Source organism: Dorea amylophila (genome assembly GCF_025567265.1).
GTDB lineage: Bacteria > Bacillota > Clostridia > Lachnospirales > Lachnospiraceae > Dorea_A > Dorea_A amylophila.
This window is the reverse complement of record NZ_JAOQJW010000027.1, coordinates 13,568-30,748: the sequence shown is the minus strand read 5'-3', so window position 1 is coordinate 30,748 and position 17,181 is coordinate 13,568. Positions and strand designations below refer to the sequence as shown.

General features: G+C 43.1%; 14 protein-coding genes and 1 pseudogene. 11 read left to right on the top strand and 4 right to left on the bottom strand.

Going from position 1 to position 17,181, the window contains the following annotated elements:
• Positions 1–82: 82 nt before the first annotated feature.
• Positions 83–883 (top strand): MBL fold metallo-hydrolase, encoded by an 801-nt coding sequence (locus tag OCV72_RS14745; RefSeq protein ID WP_055284583.1) that lies wholly within the window; start codon positions 83–85, stop codon positions 881–883.
• Positions 884–1,004: 121 nt separating this feature from the next.
• On the opposite strand, the gene OCV72_RS14740 is transcribed toward OCV72_RS14745, so the two are convergent.
• The gene (locus OCV72_RS14740) at positions 1,005–1,964 is read right to left on the bottom strand and encodes a hypothetical protein (protein WP_055284581.1); all 960 of its coding nucleotides are present in this window, start codon (positions 1,962–1,964) and stop codon (positions 1,005–1,007) included.
• Between the two features lie 297 nt (positions 1,965–2,261).
• Between OCV72_RS14740 and OCV72_RS14735 the strand changes: the two genes are divergently transcribed.
• The 4 genes and pseudogenes from OCV72_RS14735 (at position 2,262) to OCV72_RS14720 (ending at position 7,172) form a co-directional block, all read left to right on the top strand.
• A complete protein-coding gene (locus tag OCV72_RS14735) occupies positions 2,262–2,795 on the top strand; it encodes a helix-turn-helix domain-containing protein (RefSeq protein WP_055284579.1) in 534 nt (177 codons plus the stop codon).
• 60 nt (positions 2,796–2,855) lie between these two features.
• Positions 2,856–3,935: pseudogene (locus OCV72_RS14730) on the top strand (ABC transporter ATP-binding protein); the annotation flags it as partial.
• 499 nt (positions 3,936–4,434) lie between these two features.
• Positions 4,435–5,271, top strand: coding sequence for an ABC transporter permease (locus OCV72_RS14725; RefSeq protein WP_055284575.1), 837 nt, complete (start codon positions 4,435–4,437; stop codon positions 5,269–5,271).
• A gap of 5 nt (positions 5,272–5,276) precedes the next feature.
• Positions 5,277–7,172: an extracellular solute-binding protein gene (locus tag OCV72_RS14720; RefSeq protein ID WP_055284572.1), complete on the top strand. Its 1,896-nt coding sequence runs from the start codon at positions 5,277–5,279 to the stop codon at positions 7,170–7,172.
• Positions 7,173–7,227: 55 nt separating this feature from the next.
• On the opposite strand, the gene OCV72_RS14715 is transcribed toward OCV72_RS14720, so the two are convergent.
• The 3 genes from OCV72_RS14715 to OCV72_RS14705 form a co-directional block, all read right to left on the bottom strand.
• On the bottom strand, positions 7,228–9,009 hold the full coding sequence (locus tag OCV72_RS14715) for a DUF885 domain-containing protein (protein ID WP_055284612.1): 1,782 nt from the start codon (positions 9,007–9,009) through the stop codon (positions 7,228–7,230).
• Positions 9,010–9,073: 64 nt separating this feature from the next.
• Entirely contained in the window at positions 9,074–9,385 is a 312-nt protein-coding gene (locus OCV72_RS14710) for an AzlD domain-containing protein (RefSeq protein ID WP_006427531.1), read from the bottom strand.
• The gene (locus tag OCV72_RS14705) at positions 9,375–10,142 is read right to left on the bottom strand and encodes an AzlC family ABC transporter permease (RefSeq protein ID WP_055284570.1); all 768 of its coding nucleotides are present in this window, start codon (positions 10,140–10,142) and stop codon (positions 9,375–9,377) included. The genes OCV72_RS14710 and OCV72_RS14705 overlap by 11 nt, the downstream gene beginning before the upstream one ends.
• Before the next feature lie 291 nt (positions 10,143–10,433).
• On the opposite strand from OCV72_RS14705, the gene OCV72_RS14700 reads away from it, so the two are divergent.
• The 6 genes from OCV72_RS14700 to metG all read left to right on the top strand — a co-directional run bounded on the left by OCV72_RS14700 (position 10,434) and on the right by metG (position 17,004).
• The gene (locus OCV72_RS14700; protein ID WP_055284568.1) at positions 10,434–11,459 is read left to right on the top strand and encodes a methionine ABC transporter ATP-binding protein; all 1,026 of its coding nucleotides are present in this window, start codon (positions 10,434–10,436) and stop codon (positions 11,457–11,459) included.
• Positions 11,459–12,127, top strand: a complete 669-nt coding sequence (locus OCV72_RS14695; protein ID WP_028088377.1) for a methionine ABC transporter permease — start codon at positions 11,459–11,461, stop codon at positions 12,125–12,127. The genes OCV72_RS14700 and OCV72_RS14695 overlap by 1 nt, the downstream gene beginning before the upstream one ends.
• Before the next feature lie 130 nt (positions 12,128–12,257).
• Positions 12,258–13,112 carry a MetQ/NlpA family ABC transporter substrate-binding protein gene (locus tag OCV72_RS14690; protein WP_055284566.1) on the top strand — a complete coding sequence of 285 codons (855 nt, stop codon included), beginning with the start codon at positions 12,258–12,260 and terminating at the stop codon, positions 13,110–13,112.
• A 39-nt stretch (positions 13,113–13,151) separates the two neighbouring features.
• Complete coding sequence (locus OCV72_RS14685; RefSeq protein ID WP_055284609.1) at positions 13,152–14,468, top strand: amidohydrolase; 1,317 nt, start codon at positions 13,152–13,154, stop codon at positions 14,466–14,468.
• Between the two features lie 98 nt (positions 14,469–14,566).
• On the top strand, positions 14,567–14,770 hold the full coding sequence (locus tag OCV72_RS14680) for a hypothetical protein (protein WP_055284564.1): 204 nt from the start codon (positions 14,567–14,569) through the stop codon (positions 14,768–14,770).
• A 293-nt stretch (positions 14,771–15,063) separates the two neighbouring features.
• Positions 15,064–17,004 carry a methionine--tRNA ligase gene (metG, locus tag OCV72_RS14675; protein WP_055284562.1) on the top strand — a complete coding sequence of 647 codons (1,941 nt, stop codon included), beginning with the start codon at positions 15,064–15,066 and terminating at the stop codon, positions 17,002–17,004.
• Positions 17,005–17,181 lie beyond the last annotated feature (177 nt).

The following is a 17,181-nucleotide window of genomic DNA, read 5'->3' as shown; positions in this document are numbered from 1 at the left end:
AACCAGTTGAAAAAAATATGCTATACTGCTGATAGAAGTACTACGAAAAAGCGGTACAAAAACCAGAAATGGAGAAAAGCATATGAAATTAACAATATTAGGAACCGGAAATGCAACGGTAAGTGAATGTTATAATACTTGCTATGCAATCAGCGATGAAGGGAAACATTTCCTTGTAGATGCAGGCGGTGGCAACCGTATTCTGAAAGTATTAAAAGACACAGGAATCGACATGAATGATATCCATGATATCTTCGTTACACACGAGCATGTAGACCACGTGCTTGGAATTATCTGGCTGGTGCGTATGATCGGACAGAGAATGAACCAGGGAAAATATGAAGGTGATCTTCGCATTTACTGCCATGAGGAGCTGGCAGAGAAGATTCAGGCAATCGCAAATATGACGATCCAGCAGAAGGTCTGTAAGCATATGGGGGAGCGAATCCAGTTTGATGTCGTGAAAGACGGAGACAGCAGAACAATTCTCGGATGTCCTGCGACATTCTTCGACATTGGTTCGACAAAGGCGAAACAGTTCGGATTCACCATGCAGCTTAAGAGCGGTAAGAAATTCACCTGTGTTGGTGACGAGCCGTACAATGAGGTGGATTATAAATATGTGAAGGGCAGTGACTGGCTGCTTCATGAGGCATTCTGCCTGTTCGGCGAGGCGGATAAATTCAAGCCTTATGAGAAGCATCATAGTACAGTAAAAGAAGCATGCCAGCTTGCGGAAGAACTCGGTGTGCCGAATCTGTTGTTGTATCATACAGAAGAGACACATCTGGCGGAGAGAAAGAAGTTGTATACGGAGGAAGGACAGCAGTATTATCATGGCAATCTGTATGTGCCGGATGATCTGGAGACGTTTGAGATATAGAAAAGCAAAAGAAAATAAAAATAGATTAGAATGTAAGAAAACCTGCCGGCGGGCAGGTTTTCTTACGTTCATTTTTGATCCGGAAGGGACAATAAAAAAGTCAAAAACCCTGTCCCCATGGCTAAAAAAGATCGAGCATATTATCCAGATAAATCTCTTCCCTGACATGCAGTTGATATTCCGGCTTCGTCATATAATAAAGCAGAAATTCAAGAATCAGCGCACTTCCAAGCCCGCGTCCTTCAATCTTAAAATTAGAAAATCCCATGGGCATGTAAATATTCTGTATATCATCCACACTGATGAATCCGGGATTTTCCATTGCCTTGGAAAAGCGGTAACCGTTACCGCCATCCGGCGAAGCACAGTGAAACTCCGGGGCAGGATTTCCGAGATTCTTCCGGCTGACGGATTCATAACAAGTCTTTCTGTCCTTACAGCCGAACCAGCAGCATTCATTGCATAAGAATTCTACTTTATCTTTCTGGTGCTGCGACATCAGGTTTAATTTATCGAATACTTTGTTTAACCGGAAGTCCGGTACAATATAACGGAAATCTTCTCGGTTTATTTCAGTTAAAAAATCCTGAAAATCTGTCAGAACTTTTGTGGTTGAAGAGATAAGGTAGAGATCAGGATAATTTTTTTGTAAATAGTTTAATAAAAGCTCGGAGTGCACGATCACGCCATTCTGGAGTTGGTGTGTATGTGGTGAATTATCAGCATCAGAGGCGTGTTCGAACATTTTACAAAGCTCGTTACATTTCTTATCTGTAAGATGTTCTTCCCGTAGCAACGAATTACTGAACGTCAGCCGGGCCGAGATGCCGTATTCCCGCACCAGATCAAGCACGTCTTCCGGATTAGAATATCCAAATGAAGTACGCCCGCCGCCCCAGATACTATCCGAAGGAGCGCCATAGATCGAGCCAATCTCACACCAGTCGTAAAAATATTCCCTGTGTTTCCGGAATAATGGAAGGAATATGCGGTACAATTCGTAAAATTCAAACAGGCCTGGGAGGTGGTAAAAGGCAGTAGGATTATTATTTTGAATGTTTGCTGTAGTTGCTGTATTCATGTGGTTACCTCTGGAAAATTTTCTATGGTTAATGATAACACATTATCCCGATAGTGAACACGTATATTTCTGCATATGATACACCACATATACTGCGATCACAAGTTCTGTAAGCGGCATTGCGGATCACAGACTTCCGGGCAGGCAATGTCCTTATAGCATATTTTTAATTTATGTCAAGGTTTTACATGCATTTCACTTGCATTATCCATATACATGTGTATAATAAAGCTTGTTCGGTATTTTTGAAAAAAAAGTATAGTAATAGAAAACTTTTGGAAATATGGAGGTGAAAATGTGGATATCGGAAAGAAGCTGAGAGAGCTTAGAAAGCAGAACGATCTGACATTGGAAGATCTGGCTTCGCGCAGTGAGCTTACGAAAGGATTTCTGTCACAGGTAGAGCGTAACCTGACGGCACCGAGTATTGCGACATTGGAGGACATTCTGGAAGCACTTGGAAGTAATCTGTCGGAATTCTTTCATGAAGAGGAAGAAAAGCAGATCGTGTTCGGAGTAGATGATTTCTTCGTTGATGAGAAAGAAGATTACCAGGTGGAATGGATCATTCCGAATGCGCAGAAGAACCAGATGGAGCCGATTCTTATGACACTCTATCCGCATAAAAAGAGTCATATCCAGACGTCGTATACGGGCGAGGAATTTGGCTATGTACTGAAGGGAAATATTACGATTATGCGCGGCGGTAAAAAATATAAAGTGAAGGCGCATGAGACGTTTTATATGGATGGTGCGAAGAGTCATTATCTTTATAATCACGGGAATAGCCCGGCAAAGATATTGTGGATCACGACACCGCCAATCTTTTAAAAATAAACCAGAGGGGACAGTAAAAAAGCCGGAAAACCCGTCCCCATGGAAAGGAGAACCATGGAAGAGAAAAAACTAATCGAATTTCGCAATATTGTGAAAAGCTTTGATTCGCAGGTTGTGTTAAAAGGGATCAACCTGGACATATATGAAAATGAATTCGTAACCCTGCTTGGACCAAGTGGATGTGGTAAGACTACACTGCTCCGAATCCTTGGAGGATTCCTGGATGCGGATGAAGGAAAGGTGATCTTTGACAATGAAGATATCACCGACAAGCCGCCGTATGAACGAGAGCTGAATACCGTATTCCAGAAATATGCATTATTCCCACATCTGAGCGTATATGAAAATATCGCATTTGGATTAAAGCTTAAAAAAATGAGTAAAGATATTATTGAACAGAAGGTTATGAAGATGCTGAAACTGATCGGTCTGGAAGGCTATGAGGATAAGAATACGACCTTACTTTCCGGTGGTCAGCAGCAGCGTGTGGCAATCGCGAGAGCACTGGTCAATGAGCCGAAGGTACTGCTTCTGGATGAGCCGCTGGCAGCGCTGGACTTAAAGCTTCGGAAGGAAATGCAGTATGAACTGAAGCGCATCCAACAGGAGGTCGGCATCACATTTATCTTCGTAACACACGATCAGGAAGAGGCACTTACGATGTCGGATAAGATCGTCGTTATGCAGAAAGGTGAGATCCTTCAGATCGGAACCCCGCAGGAGATTTACAATGAGCCGACGAACCGTTTCGTTGCAAACTTCATCGGAGAGAGCAATATCATTTCCGGAAGAATGATTGAGGATTACAAAGTCCGTTTTGATGATATCACGTTCGACTGTGTGGATCAGGGCTTTAAGGAAAATGAGCCGGTGGATGTCGTGATCCGTCCGGAAGACATCGATATCGTAGATGTAAAAGACGGCAAGATGACAGGTGAGGTATTAAGTGTTCTGTTCAAGGGTGTGCACTATGAGATCATGGTGGAGACGGTTCCCGGAACGAGTGTTACGGTGAACATGCGTGTCATCCGTAATCACGATGTGACCAGCGAAGACGGAAGCGAGAAGATCAGTGCCAACAACTTCTATGTAGATCTGGAAGATGTGGAGAATCTGGATGATAAGGAAATTGTCGCACTGTCGAATGCACAGGCATGGGAGACGGAAAGTGATGAGTACATTTCCATTGCAAATATTGAATATGAACTGGAAGCAAAAGAAGGCCAGTATCCGGTAACATTCAGCACAGCAAACGGAACCAGCATCGAGAGAACCATCTTTGTAGTTAACCAGCCGTTCGTTAAGAATGAGAAGGCAAATGAAGGTGTTATGGCATTCAACTTCTTCAAGACGGTAGATGAGATTACAGAATCCCAGGCATTGGATACGGATCTTAAGACATGGGCAAATGCACAGGGATGGAAACTGACGGATGAAGACCAGAGCGTGGACATCAGTGTAGACTATGATTTTGATCCGGAAGAAGTAACAGAAGGCGTGTATGAGATTACATTTTCCACTACGGGACGAGAGTTCAAGATCCATACAACGGATTATTCGGAGGAAGGACAGGAGGTCGGCCTGACATTCTTCCCGGAAGATATCCATGTTATGCCGAAGGTGGTATTCTAAGATGAAGAAATTTTCACAGTTAGCATTTCCGTACATTGTGTGGGCGGTACTGATGCTGGTGTTCCCGATGGTTCTGATCGCACTTTATTCAGTGACAGACCAGGGAAATACCATTCTGTCGTTCACATTTACACTGGAACATTATGCCAAATTTTTTACCGACCCGGATTTCTTATTAATCCTCTGGCGTTCCATTGTGATTGCGGTAAAGACAACCGTGATCTGCCTGTTGCTGGGCTATCCGATCGCATATTATATTGCGCGCAGTGAGCAGAAAAAGCAGAATGCGCTGATTCTTGTGATCACGATCCCGATGTGGATCAACATGCTGGTAAGAACATATGCATGGATCGGACTCTTAAGTGACGGCGGCCTGATCCAGAGAATCTTACAACTGGTGGGATTGGGAAAGGGGTCTCTTCTTTATACAGAAGAGGCAGTGCTTTTGGGAATGGTATATAACTTTCTGCCATTTATGATCCTGCAGATCCAGACGTCACTTAGTAAGATGGACAATTCCTTGCTGGAAGCGAGTGCAGACCTTGGGGCAAGCCCGGCGCAGACATTTAAGCGTGTGACACTGCCGCTTTCCGTGCCGGGAATCATCAACGGGATTACGCTGGTATTTCTTCCGGCAGTCAGTTCGTTCTTCATACCGAAGCTGCTCGGCGGCGGTCAGTATTTCCTCATCGGAAATATGATCGAGAACCAGTTCATTACGGTTGGAGAGTGGAACTTCGGAAGTGCCATTTCCATGATCATGGCGGTCATCATGATGGTACTTATGATGGTTGTCCGTAAGATCGAGATTCGTAACCAGGGCGGAAAGGGGGTATAATCGTTATGAATAATAAGGGAAAACGTCCGATAGGGAAGATCCTTATGATACTGGCGGTTGTGTTCTTCTATCTTCCGATCCTGTACATGATCATATTCTCATTTAACGATGGGAAATCACTGACGAGTTTTACAGGATTTTCACTCCGCTGGTACAAACATATGCTGGATTCATCAGATATGATGGATGCACTGTCGACAACATTCAGTATTGCATTGCTTGCGACCTTTATTTCAACGGTAACAGGAACAATTGCAGCAATCGGTATCAGTAAATCAAAGAAGATTGTGCGTGACCTGATGGAGCAGATCAACAACCTTCCGATCATGAATCCGGAGATTGTAACAGCAATCGGATTTATGTTATTATTTATTACATTTCATGTGGAAAAAGGTTATGTAACGATGCTTCTGGCACATATTGCATTCTGTATTCCGTATGTTATGTTATCGGTCATGCCAAAGATCAAATCGCTGGATCCGAACCTTGCCGATGCGGCAATGGATCTGGGGGCAACACCGTGGCAGGCACTGACGAAAGTTGTTGTGCCGCAGATCACGCCGGGAATCGTAGCCGGTGCATTGATCGCATTTACCATGTCAGTGGATGATTTTATTATCTCTTACTTCGTAACCGGACGTGGTGTGAAGAACTTAAGTATCATGGTGTATACGATGAGTAAACGTGTCAACCCTAGTATCAATGCAATCTCGACACTGGTGGTTGTGATCATCACGATCGTACTTGTGATCATCAATGCTGCACCGGCACTTTTTGCAAAACGTGCGAAGAGAAACAGCATCGGCAGACGAAATGTACTGGTACCGGCAGTTGCGGTTGTGTGTGTACTGGCGATCGTAGCCGGAGTTGTGACATATAATAACAAGAAAGAGCCATTGCCATTCGAGGGGCAGACGCTTCGTATCTACAACTGGGGCGAGTATGTAGGTGAACATATTATCCAGGATTTCCAGAAAGAGACAGGGGCAACGGTACTTCTTGAAAATTTTGATTCGAATGAACAGATGTATATTAAGGTCGCAAATGGAGAAGCTTACGACATTATTGTACCAAGTGATTATATGATCCAGAGACTCATTTCCGAAGGATATTTACAGAAATTAGATAAGTCGAAACTGAACTGTATGGATAAATTATATGATGCGGTCAAAGGACTTCCGTATGATCCGGAGAATGAATATTCTGTTCCGTATTTCTGGGGAACAGTCGGAATCGTGTACGATAAGACAAAAGTCGACATCAAAGACCTGGAAAAAGAAGGCTATAATATTTTCCTGGATCAGAAATATAAAGGGGACATCTACCTGTATGATTCAGAGAGAGATTCCTTTATGATGGCATTGAAGGCATTGGGATATTCGATGAATACGTCTGACGAAAGCCAGATCCAGGAAGCGTATAACTGGCTGGTTCAATGTGTACAGACCATGAAGCCGGAGATCGTTACCGATGAGATCATTGATAACATGGCACAGGGAAGGAAGGCACTTGGTCTGATCTATTCCGGAGATGCGACATATGTGATCAATGAGAATGAAAACATGGGATACTACATGCCGGAAGGCGGAACCAACCAGTGGTCCGACGCCATGGTCATTCCGAAGAATGCGAAGAATCCGGAACTTGCACATGCATTTATCAATTATGCAAGTGATTATGACGGAGCTTATGACAATTCAAGTTATGTAGGTTATACATCGGCGAATAAGAAGGTTATGAAAGATCTGTATGGCAAGGGCGGAGAGTTCGAAGGAATTGATGCATATATACCAAGAACAGATAATAAGAATGATGAAGTCTTTGAGTATAATGAGGAGACGAAGAAAGAGATCAGTAATCTTTGGAGTAAGGTGAAGATTGCGGCTAGTAATACGAATTAAGGGGCCAATGGGACCAATGGGGACGGGGAAAATGGAATTTTCCCCGTCCCTGTTTCTATTTAAACACATACTTCTGGATCACATCAAACGACGCCGGCCCAACATCCAGAACCGCCTTATGAAACCGCATCTGCGTAAAGTTATCACCCCATTTATTCACCGCATTTTTCTTAAGTTCCAGAAATTCCAGATACCCAATATAGTATTTCAGATAATTAGCCGGATCGGCAATGATCAGATCATAGATATCCTCAATGGTCGCATCATCCGTTATTCCATAAGTGTGGAAAAAAGCCGCCGCATCGGCAAGCTTCCAGCCATCGTAATGGATTCCCATATCGGTAAGTGCATATAGTCCCAGAATGACAGATGAGTTGCGTTGAAATAATGTAGCCTGCTCTTTCGTCAGTGTGGAAAAGTAGTAGCTCATCATCTCGCTGTAAGTGGCCCAGCCCTCGGTGTAGCCGCCATAGTTCAGTACACAGCGGATTGGATCGGGATGAAGGCTTGCATAATAGACATTCTGATATAAATGTCCGGGGTAGCCTTCGTGGGCGAGGGTGGTGAAGAGAGAGAGGTTGTCGGTGAGGTGCCCGTTGTTGATGTAGATTACATTTTCAGAAGTGTTGTCGATGGCCGGAATCATGTAGAAAGCCGGGCTTAAGTAGTCTTCCATGGATTTCTGGACGTATTTGATCTGTGTATGAATCTGTGGATATGGTGGAAAATCTTTCGTAATCTTGCCTGATAATGTGGATAAGATCTTTTTCGGATCAGATTCGGCGAGCAGTGTACCCTGGGGGCTGAAAATGTCAGAAGTTACGGAGGATGAGGCGGAAGAGGAATCATCAGTCAGCACCCGTTGCATAACTGTAAGATCCGAAAGTATCTGTGTATTTGCAAGATTTTGTAACTCTGCAATACTGCGGGAGGAACCGGTCTCACTTCTTACCAGATATTCGTAATAAGTCCGGCCATTCGGAAGATAGCACAGCCCGTTATTGTTTTTGCCGGAACTGCGGAGTTCGGACAAGCCGGAAATAAGTTGTTCATAGGCCGGAAAAATATATTTTTTTATGTAAACGTTGTTCTGCCGGGTATAGGCTTCCCGCTGCTTTTCGGTAAGGACACCGTCTTTGGCAGAAGCAAGTTCTTCTAGTCGTTCCACAAAAGAAGAATAGAGATAATTGCTTTCTTTTAAATTAACAAAATCCCGGCATTCTTTGATGATGGAGTCAGCAGTGTAGGAGGCCATAAAAAGACCGGATTCGGATTTTGTGTGTTCAAAATTCAGGATAGATCGGAAGTATTCCGGCGTCCTGGTAAGGAGTTTCAGGTAATTATCGATGTCGGAAATTTTATAAAAGCGGTATTCGGATAAGATAACAGGAAGCTGTGACTGAGTTCCGGTGAGTGGCGCAAGCGGTTCTTCGTAAAGTGTATAGGGAGCCAGATTATAAGCAGAAGTCAGATAGTTATCCAGCACATCATAGGTGAGACGGTTGTCTTTGGAAAGAGAAGTTCTGTTATGAGACTGAAGTCTGGTGCGTTCCGCATCGACACTTGACCGGACGAGCCCGGGGGCGGTAGTACATTGTCCATAAGAAATGGGTGTATTATTTATGCCATAGTTTTCGGGATTTTTCAGGGTGTAGTGGAGAGTGATCGTGTTCCCGCTGATTTCCTGACGGAAAAGTTCGGATGTATATTTAGAAAATGCCTGATCTGCGTCCTGGTGAAAGTGAAGAAACAGGACGGAAAGAATCAGAAATGCAGCGGCAGATGGGAGGAGCATGAACAGAGGCTTCTGCCGGAATTTTTTCAGAAATTTTTGCATAAAAATCCCCATATAAATCATTTGTAGTATTTATATGGGGATTTCCTGTAAATATGTATTATCCTTATAATCCGGTAATCAGTTCAACAATAAAGACGCCGAGACATGCGAACAAAGATACCTTCAGCAGACTCTTTCCCCGGTAAGCCAGGAATACAGCAATGATAAATCCGGCAAGTGCAGACCAGATATTTGCGGTGGCACTAAGGATTGCCGGGAATGTCATAGCCGCAAGCGTCACGTAAGGGACATAGTATAAAAATGATTTAATATACGTGCTTTTAATCTCTTTGCGGATCAGTGTCAGCGGAAGCATACGGATCAGGTAGGTGACTGCCGCCATTACAAATATGTAAATGTAAATATTATGATTCATGGTGTGCCTCCTTTGTACTGTCACTCAATTCGCCAGCTTCTTCCAGTTCATCGTACTCGTCCTCTTTCACCGGGAAGAAATAAGCCGCAATTCCTGCAATGATCAGAGTAATGATGATAATACGGAATCCGGATGAAATATTCCTAAGCCCGGGTGTTTTGTCAAATAAAAAGCTGGCTGCCATGGAAATGACAACAACACCTGCGAGTACACGGTTGTTACGGGCCGGCGGAATGATGATCGCCAGAAACATACCATAAAGTGCGACACTTAATGCACTGACAACACGAGCCGGTAATATATTTCCGGACAGGATGCCAAGAAATGTACCGAACACCCATCCGAATACAGAGATAAATATAACCCCGTAAGAATAAAAAGGACTCAGCTTCCCACCCTTACAGACTGTGACACCGAAGATCTCATCGGTTACACCATAAGCAATGAAAAACCGGTGGATCAGTGGTGCTTCCGGATCAATCTTCTGCGAAAGTGCGCAGGACATCAGACAGTATCTTAAGTTGATGATAAGCTGTGTGATGGCCATCTCTATATAAGAAGCGGTCGATGCGATCAGCGACAGCCCTGCAAACTGTCCGGCGCTGGTCACATTTGTCAGAGAGATCAGAACCGCATCAAAGATCGAAATTCCGACTTTTTTTGCCATGATCCCAAATGTAAATGAAACCGCTATGTATCCAAGACAGATCGGTATTCCGTCCTTGAAACCGGCGGTGAAATATTGTCTTCTGGTCATAATAAATTCCCCAATCTTATGTATAGTTTCTGTAAATAACGAGAATATTATAAGCTCTCTGATTGGTTGCGTCAATGATGTGAAAAGTGGAAGATGGGAGAGATTGAGAACAAAGATAACAGTATACTATGTAAACGAATAAAAAAATGAATAGAAATAATTCAAAATAGCTGCCGAATTAGTGGAAAACATATAAAACATACAAAACCTATTGACAAGGTAGGGTAAAAGCAGTATCATACGCATATCGAATCTGAGATACGAAAAATACACATAGATGGAGTGATGAGTATGATAAAAGTAGAACACGCAAACAAAACCTTTTCCGGAAAATACGGTAAGGTACATGCCTTGCAGGATGTAAGCATCCATGTAGAAAAGGGAGACATTTACGGAATCATCGGATTCTCCGGAGCCGGTAAATCCACATTGATTCGTCTTGTAAATGGACTTGAAACACTGGATAGCGGAACTGTAACGGTTCATGGAGAAGAACTTGGAAGTCTGAAGAAACCGCAGCTTCGTAAATTAAGAAGAAAAATTGGAATGGTATTCCAGCAGTTCAACCTTCTGGAATCCAAAACAGTTTATCATAATATAGCATTGCCGCTGATTCTTGAGAAAGTACCGAAGGCTGAGATTGACAAGAAAGTCAAAGAAGTTCTTCAGTTTGTAGAACTGGAAGACAAGAAAGACGTGTATGTCAGCCAGCTTTCCGGTGGACAGAAACAGAGAGTCGGAATTGCAAGAGCATTGACAACAACACCGGATATCCTGCTTTGTGATGAGGCAACCAGTGCCTTGGATCCACAGACAACAGAGGCAATTCTGAAACTGCTTAAGAAGATTAATCGTGAGATGGGGGTTACAATCCTTCTGATCACACATCAGATGCAGGTGGTTCAGATGATCTGTAATAAAGTAGCAGTCATGGAGAAAGGTCAGGTAGTCGAGGCGGGAAGTGTACTGGATGTATTCGGAAAACCGCAGGCACCAGTTACAAAGAGATTTGTTCAGACTGTTGTGAATGATCAGATTCCTGAAAGCATCATAAGTCTTGTAAAAGAGCAGAAAGAACATTTCCGTGTAGAACGATTGAAATTTATCGGAAGCAGCGTAAAACGCCCGGTTATCTCAGATATTTGTCATGTAGAAGGAATTGTAGTAAATATCTTAGGAGCAACCGTTCAAGAGCTTCAGGACAACATAATGTGTGTGTTCATTTTACAGTTGCTAGGATCTGAAGAGAAGATTCTGAAAGCAGAGAAACAGATTGACGAAAACGGAGTAATCAGAGAAAGGGTAGAGGTGATTTAATGGATCAGCAGTATTTTGGAGTTTCACTGGAGAAATTACTGACCAGTGGAGGACAGACTTTATATATGGTGGCATGGTCATTGATCATCGGAACCATCATAGGAATCATTCTGGCATTGATCCTTGTGCTTTGTCGCAAGGGCGGACTTGCAGAGAATCGGATTCTCTACAATATCGTAAGTATCTACATTAACATTGTAAGAAGCATTCCATTTGTAATCCTTCTTGTAGCAATCATGCCACTGACAAGAACAATTGTTGGAACTACGATTGGAAGTACGGCATCGTTGGTACCACTTGTTATTTACATCAGTCCATATCTGGCACGATTGATGGAGAACAGTTTGTTGGAAATTAATCCGGGTATTCTGGAAGCAGCAGAAGCGATGGGAGCTACAACATGGCAGACTATTCGTTACTTCCTTCTTCCTGAGACACTGGGATCTATTGTTCTGGCACTGACAACTGGTACAATCGGACTTCTCGGAGCATCTGCGATGGCAGGATATGTAGGTGGAGGCGGTGTCGGAGATTTGGCACTGACTTATGGATACCAGAGAATGAACACACCACTGATGATTTTCACAGTTGTAGTACTGGTTATCTTTGTACAGATCCTTCAGTTTGCAGGAAATACAATTTCAAGAAAATTAAGACAGCATAAATAAATATCAGAGTTCTGTAAGAAACAAAAAAGACAGGACAACAAGCCTGGTAATAATAGTTGTGAGTGTTTACAGTCACTGTGTAACGACAGCCGGACATGAGATAGATAAAAAGAATAGGGAGATTTAGATTATGAAAATGAAAAAATTTATTGCAAGTGTATTAGTAGCGGCAACAGCATTTGGTCTTGTGGCATGCGGAAACTCAGGATCAGGCGATTCTGCAAAGAGTGATTCATCAGCAAAAAACACAGATAAGAAGGAAATCGTCTATGGAAAATCTCAGGGACCATATACAGAGCTTTTTGAAGATGCCATTGTTCCGATTCTTGAAAAAGAGGGATACACAGTAAAGGGCGTTGATCTTTCTGATCTTCAGACAGCAGACGTTGCATTAAATGACGGAGATGTTGATGTTAACGTTGAGCAGCATACAGCTTACATGGAAAATTTCAACAAGAGTTATAACGGAGATCTGGTAGCAATCAGCCCGATCCCGACAGTGCCGGCAGGTGTATATTCTGATAAATATGATTCGATCGATGATATTCCGAACGGTGCAAAAGTGGCAGTTCCAAACGATGCATCTAACACAGCACGGTGTTATCTGATGCTTCAGAAGATCGGCTGGATCAAACTGGATGAGAATGCAGATCCATCCGCAATAACACAGGATGATATCACTGAGAACCCACATAACATTAAGTTTACAGAGATGAACAGTATGACAATCCCGGCTACAATGGCTGATTTTGATTATGTAGCAATTACAGGAAGTGTTGTATACAATGCAGGAATCGATGCTTCTACAGCACTTGCGAACGAAGATATCCAAGATTACCTTGTACTTCAGGTTGTAGTAAAAAAAGAGAACAAAGATGCAGCATGGGCACAGGCAATCGTAGATGCATATCATTCTGATGAATTCAAAGAATATATGAAAAAAAATAATGATGGATTATGGTGGATCCCAGAAGAACTTCAGTAAGTGGTTCTGAGCGGAGTTAAAGAAAGCGAGGTAGAAGCCATGGATCAGACGGAAAAGTTAATTATAGATATAATTGATCAACATAGAGATGAAATTATTGAGTTTGCAAGAGATATTTATACACATGCGGAACTTGGCTATAAAGAATTCCGTACCTCACAGAAATTTGTAAATAAGATGAAAGAATTAGGACTTCACACAGAAACAGGATTTGCCATCACAGGTGTAAAAGCATACCTGAATGAAGAGAAGAAGGAGAATGCAAGTCTTGCACTTTTAGGAGAGTTGGATGCTCTGAGAATCCCGGAACATGCCTATGTAAATCCTGAAACAGATGCGGCTCACTGCTGCGGACATCATGCACAGATGGCAGGCATATTTGGTGCGGCACTTGCACTTACAGTACCTGAGATTGCAGAAAAACTGGGTGGACAGGTAGTATTTTTTGCCACACCTGCAGAAGAGTATGGTGAGATTGAATTTAAGAATCAGCTGCGTGAGCAGGGCAAGATTCGCTATGGAGGTGGAAAATGTGAATTGATCCGTACAGGAGCGTTTGATGATATTGATCTCTGCCTGGCGCATCATATTCAGCCGGGAGATGAAATTCAAGTCGGAAGCGGAACAGGAAATGGATTTGTATCAAAAGTAATCCGCTATTTAGGAAAAGCAGCTCATGCAGCCGGAGCACCTGACAAGGGAGTGAATGCACTTTCCGCAGCTTCTCTTGGCCTTCAGGCATTAGGGCTCAACCGTGAGACTTTTCGTGACGAAGACTGCGTCCGTGTTCATCCGATCATTACGAAAGGTGGAAATCTGGTTAATGTTATTCCGGATGAAATTGTGATCGAGACACTGGTAAGAGCGAAAACAATTGAAGCATTTACGGATGCGGCAAAGAAAACAGATCGTTCTTTTCAGGCAGGTGCAGTGGCGATGGGGGCAAAAGTAGAGATTACTACACTGCCGGGATACCTTCCGACACTTGCAGAACAGGCTTTGCCGGAGTTGAAGAGAGCTGCAGAACTTGCAGCACCGGAAGTACCTGTAAGAGAGGCTGCGGGACATTCCGGCGGTTCTACAGATGTAGGTGATGTGCAGCATCTGATGCCTGTTTATACATTCAATACAGGCGGTGTAAAAGGCGGACTTCATCAGATTAACTTTGAAGTGACAAATGAAGAAGAGGCTTATATTGATACAGCGAAAATGTTTGCATTGGCAGCATATGGATTGCTGAAAGAGAAAGCTGCAAGAAGTAAAGAACTGGTTAAAAATTACAAACCGGTATTCAAAGATTCTGCAGAATATACAAAATTTATGGAGCAGTTTGATTCTAAGGAAGTACTTGATTGATAGTTAAGGAATTTAATTGCAGAAGATTGATACGTACAGCCTGTAGACCTTGACATCCCGCCCGCTTATATGCTACGATTTACAATACGAATGGATATATGACAAACGCATTGATGAAGAGAGTATGTAACAGGAAATCTTACAGAGAATCCCGTGGACTGCAAGTGAGAATACTGCAGTGTGATGCTGAGAGGGACAGGTGGAACGTTACAGAAGATGGCTTACTGAGCGGTGTGGATGAGCATGGAAAATGTAAGTTCACGAAGGGTTCCGCCCTTTACAGCGGAGAGGTGGAGTGGTGACTTCACCCGCAGAGACTGTCGGTTGCGAGACTGATAGTGAATGGAAGTGGTAACACGGATTTTCGTCTTCCCTGGGATTTACGAATTGTAACAGAAGTTATGAGGAGTGAATGCAGGGGAGATTTTTTATATAACAGGAAACTGAGTTTCCTGTTATATAAAAAGCCTCCGGCAGGATGCGCATTCGCGCGAAGAAGTAGGATGTCGCAAGCGACCGCGCTCAGCGCGAGAATGTGCCAGGGCACATTCTATATTTCATATATCCGGTAAACATAGAAGGAGAGAGAAAAAACATGTGTGAAAAATGTAATAAAGGAAAATATTATATTACAACAGCAATCGCTTATGCATCAGGCAAACCGCACATCGGTAACACGTATGAGATCGTGCTGGCAGATGCCATCGCAAGATATAAAAGAAGTCAGGGATACGATGTATTCTTCCAGACAGGAACAGATGAACATGGACAGAAGATCGAGCTGAAGGCAGACGAAGCAGGTGTTACACCAAAGAAATTCGTTGACAATGCATCAGGCGAGATCAAGAGGATCTGGGATCTGATGAATACTTCTTATGACAAATTCATCCGTACAACAGACGAAGATCACGAAGCACAGGTTAAGAAGATTTTCAAAAAACTGTACGATCAGGGAGACATTTACAAAGGATCTTATGAAGGAATGTACTGTACTCCATGCGAGTCTTTCTGGACAGAGTCTCAGTTAGTAGACGGTAAATGTCCGGACTGCGGACGTGAGTGTAAGCCTGCGAAAGAAGAAGCATATTTCTTCAAGATGAGCAAATACGCAGACAGACTGATCAACCACATCAATGAGCATCCGGAATTCATTCAGCCGGTTTCACGTAAGAATGAAATGATGAACAACTTCCTGCTTCCGGGACTTCAGGATCTGTGTGTATCCAGAACATCTTTCAAATGGGGAATCCCGGTAGACTTCGATCCAAAACATGTCGTATACGTATGGCTCGATGCGCTGACCAACTATATCACAGGAATCGGATATGACTGCGACGGTAACAGCACAGAACTGTTTAATAAGAACTGGCCTGCAGACCTCCACTTGATCGGAAAAGATATTATCCGTTTCCATACCATTTACTGGCCAATCTTCCTGATGGCACTGGATCTGCCGCTTCCAAAGCAGGTATTCGGACATCCATGGCTTCTGCAGGGCGACGGTAAGATGAGTAAGTCCAAAGGAAATGTACTTTACGCAGATGAGCTGGTTGATTTCTTCGGAGTAGATGCCGTACGTTACTTCGTACTTCACGAGATGCCATTTGAAAATGATGGCGTGATCTCATGGGAGCTGATGGTAGAGCGTATGAACTCTGACCTTGCAAATACACTTGGAAACCTGGTAAACAGAACTATTTCCATGACAAATAAATACTTCGGCGGTGTTGTAACAGATAAGGGTGTTGCCGAGACAGAAGAAGAAAAGGCTGTCGATGCAGATCTTAAGGCTGTCACAGAAGATACTCCGAAGAGAGTCGATGCGAAGATGGATGAACTGCGTGTCGCAGATGCAATCACAGAGATCTTCGTACTGTTCAAACGCTGCAACAAATACATCGACGAGACAATGCCGTGGGCACTTGCAAAAGATGAGGCAAAGAAAGACCGTCTGGAGACCGTTCTCTACAACCTGATCGAGAGCATCAAAGCAGGAGCAAAACTTCTGGAATCCTTCATGCCGGAGACTTCAGAGAAGATCCTTGCTCAGCTTGGAGACGGAAAAGTAACAGAAAAACCGGAGATCCTTTTCGCAAGACTGGATGTCAATGAAGTAATGAAAAAAGTAGAAGAACTTCACCCACATGTAGAAGAGAAGGAAGAGGCAAAAGAAGAAGCTGACGAAGAAGTGATCGACATCGAAGCAAAACCAGAGATCACATTCGATGACTTCGGAAAGATGCAGTTCCAGGTTGGTGAGATCATTGCCTGCGAAGAAGTGAAAAAATCTAAGAAACTTCTCTGCTCACAGGTTAAGATCGGAAGCGAAGTAAAACAGATCGTATCCGGAATTAAGAAACATTACTCTGCAGAAGAGATGGTAGGCAAGAAGGTTATGGTTCTTGTGAACTTAAAACCTGCAAAACTTGCCGGAGTATTATCTGAGGGTATGTTACTGTGCGCGGAAGACGCAGAAGGTAATCTGGCACTTATGACACCGGAGAAGAATATGCCGGCCGGTGCAGAGATCTGCTAATGTAAGTATAGTAAGTATAGAAAGAATAAAAATGAGGACGGAGGATTTGGAAAATCACCGTCCTTGTTTGATATAGAACTTCATTATCTTTCAATATCCGATATCTATATACAGTATCTGTCATGCAAGTTATCCACATGATGTGGATAAGTATGTGGAAAACCTTGGGATAAGGGT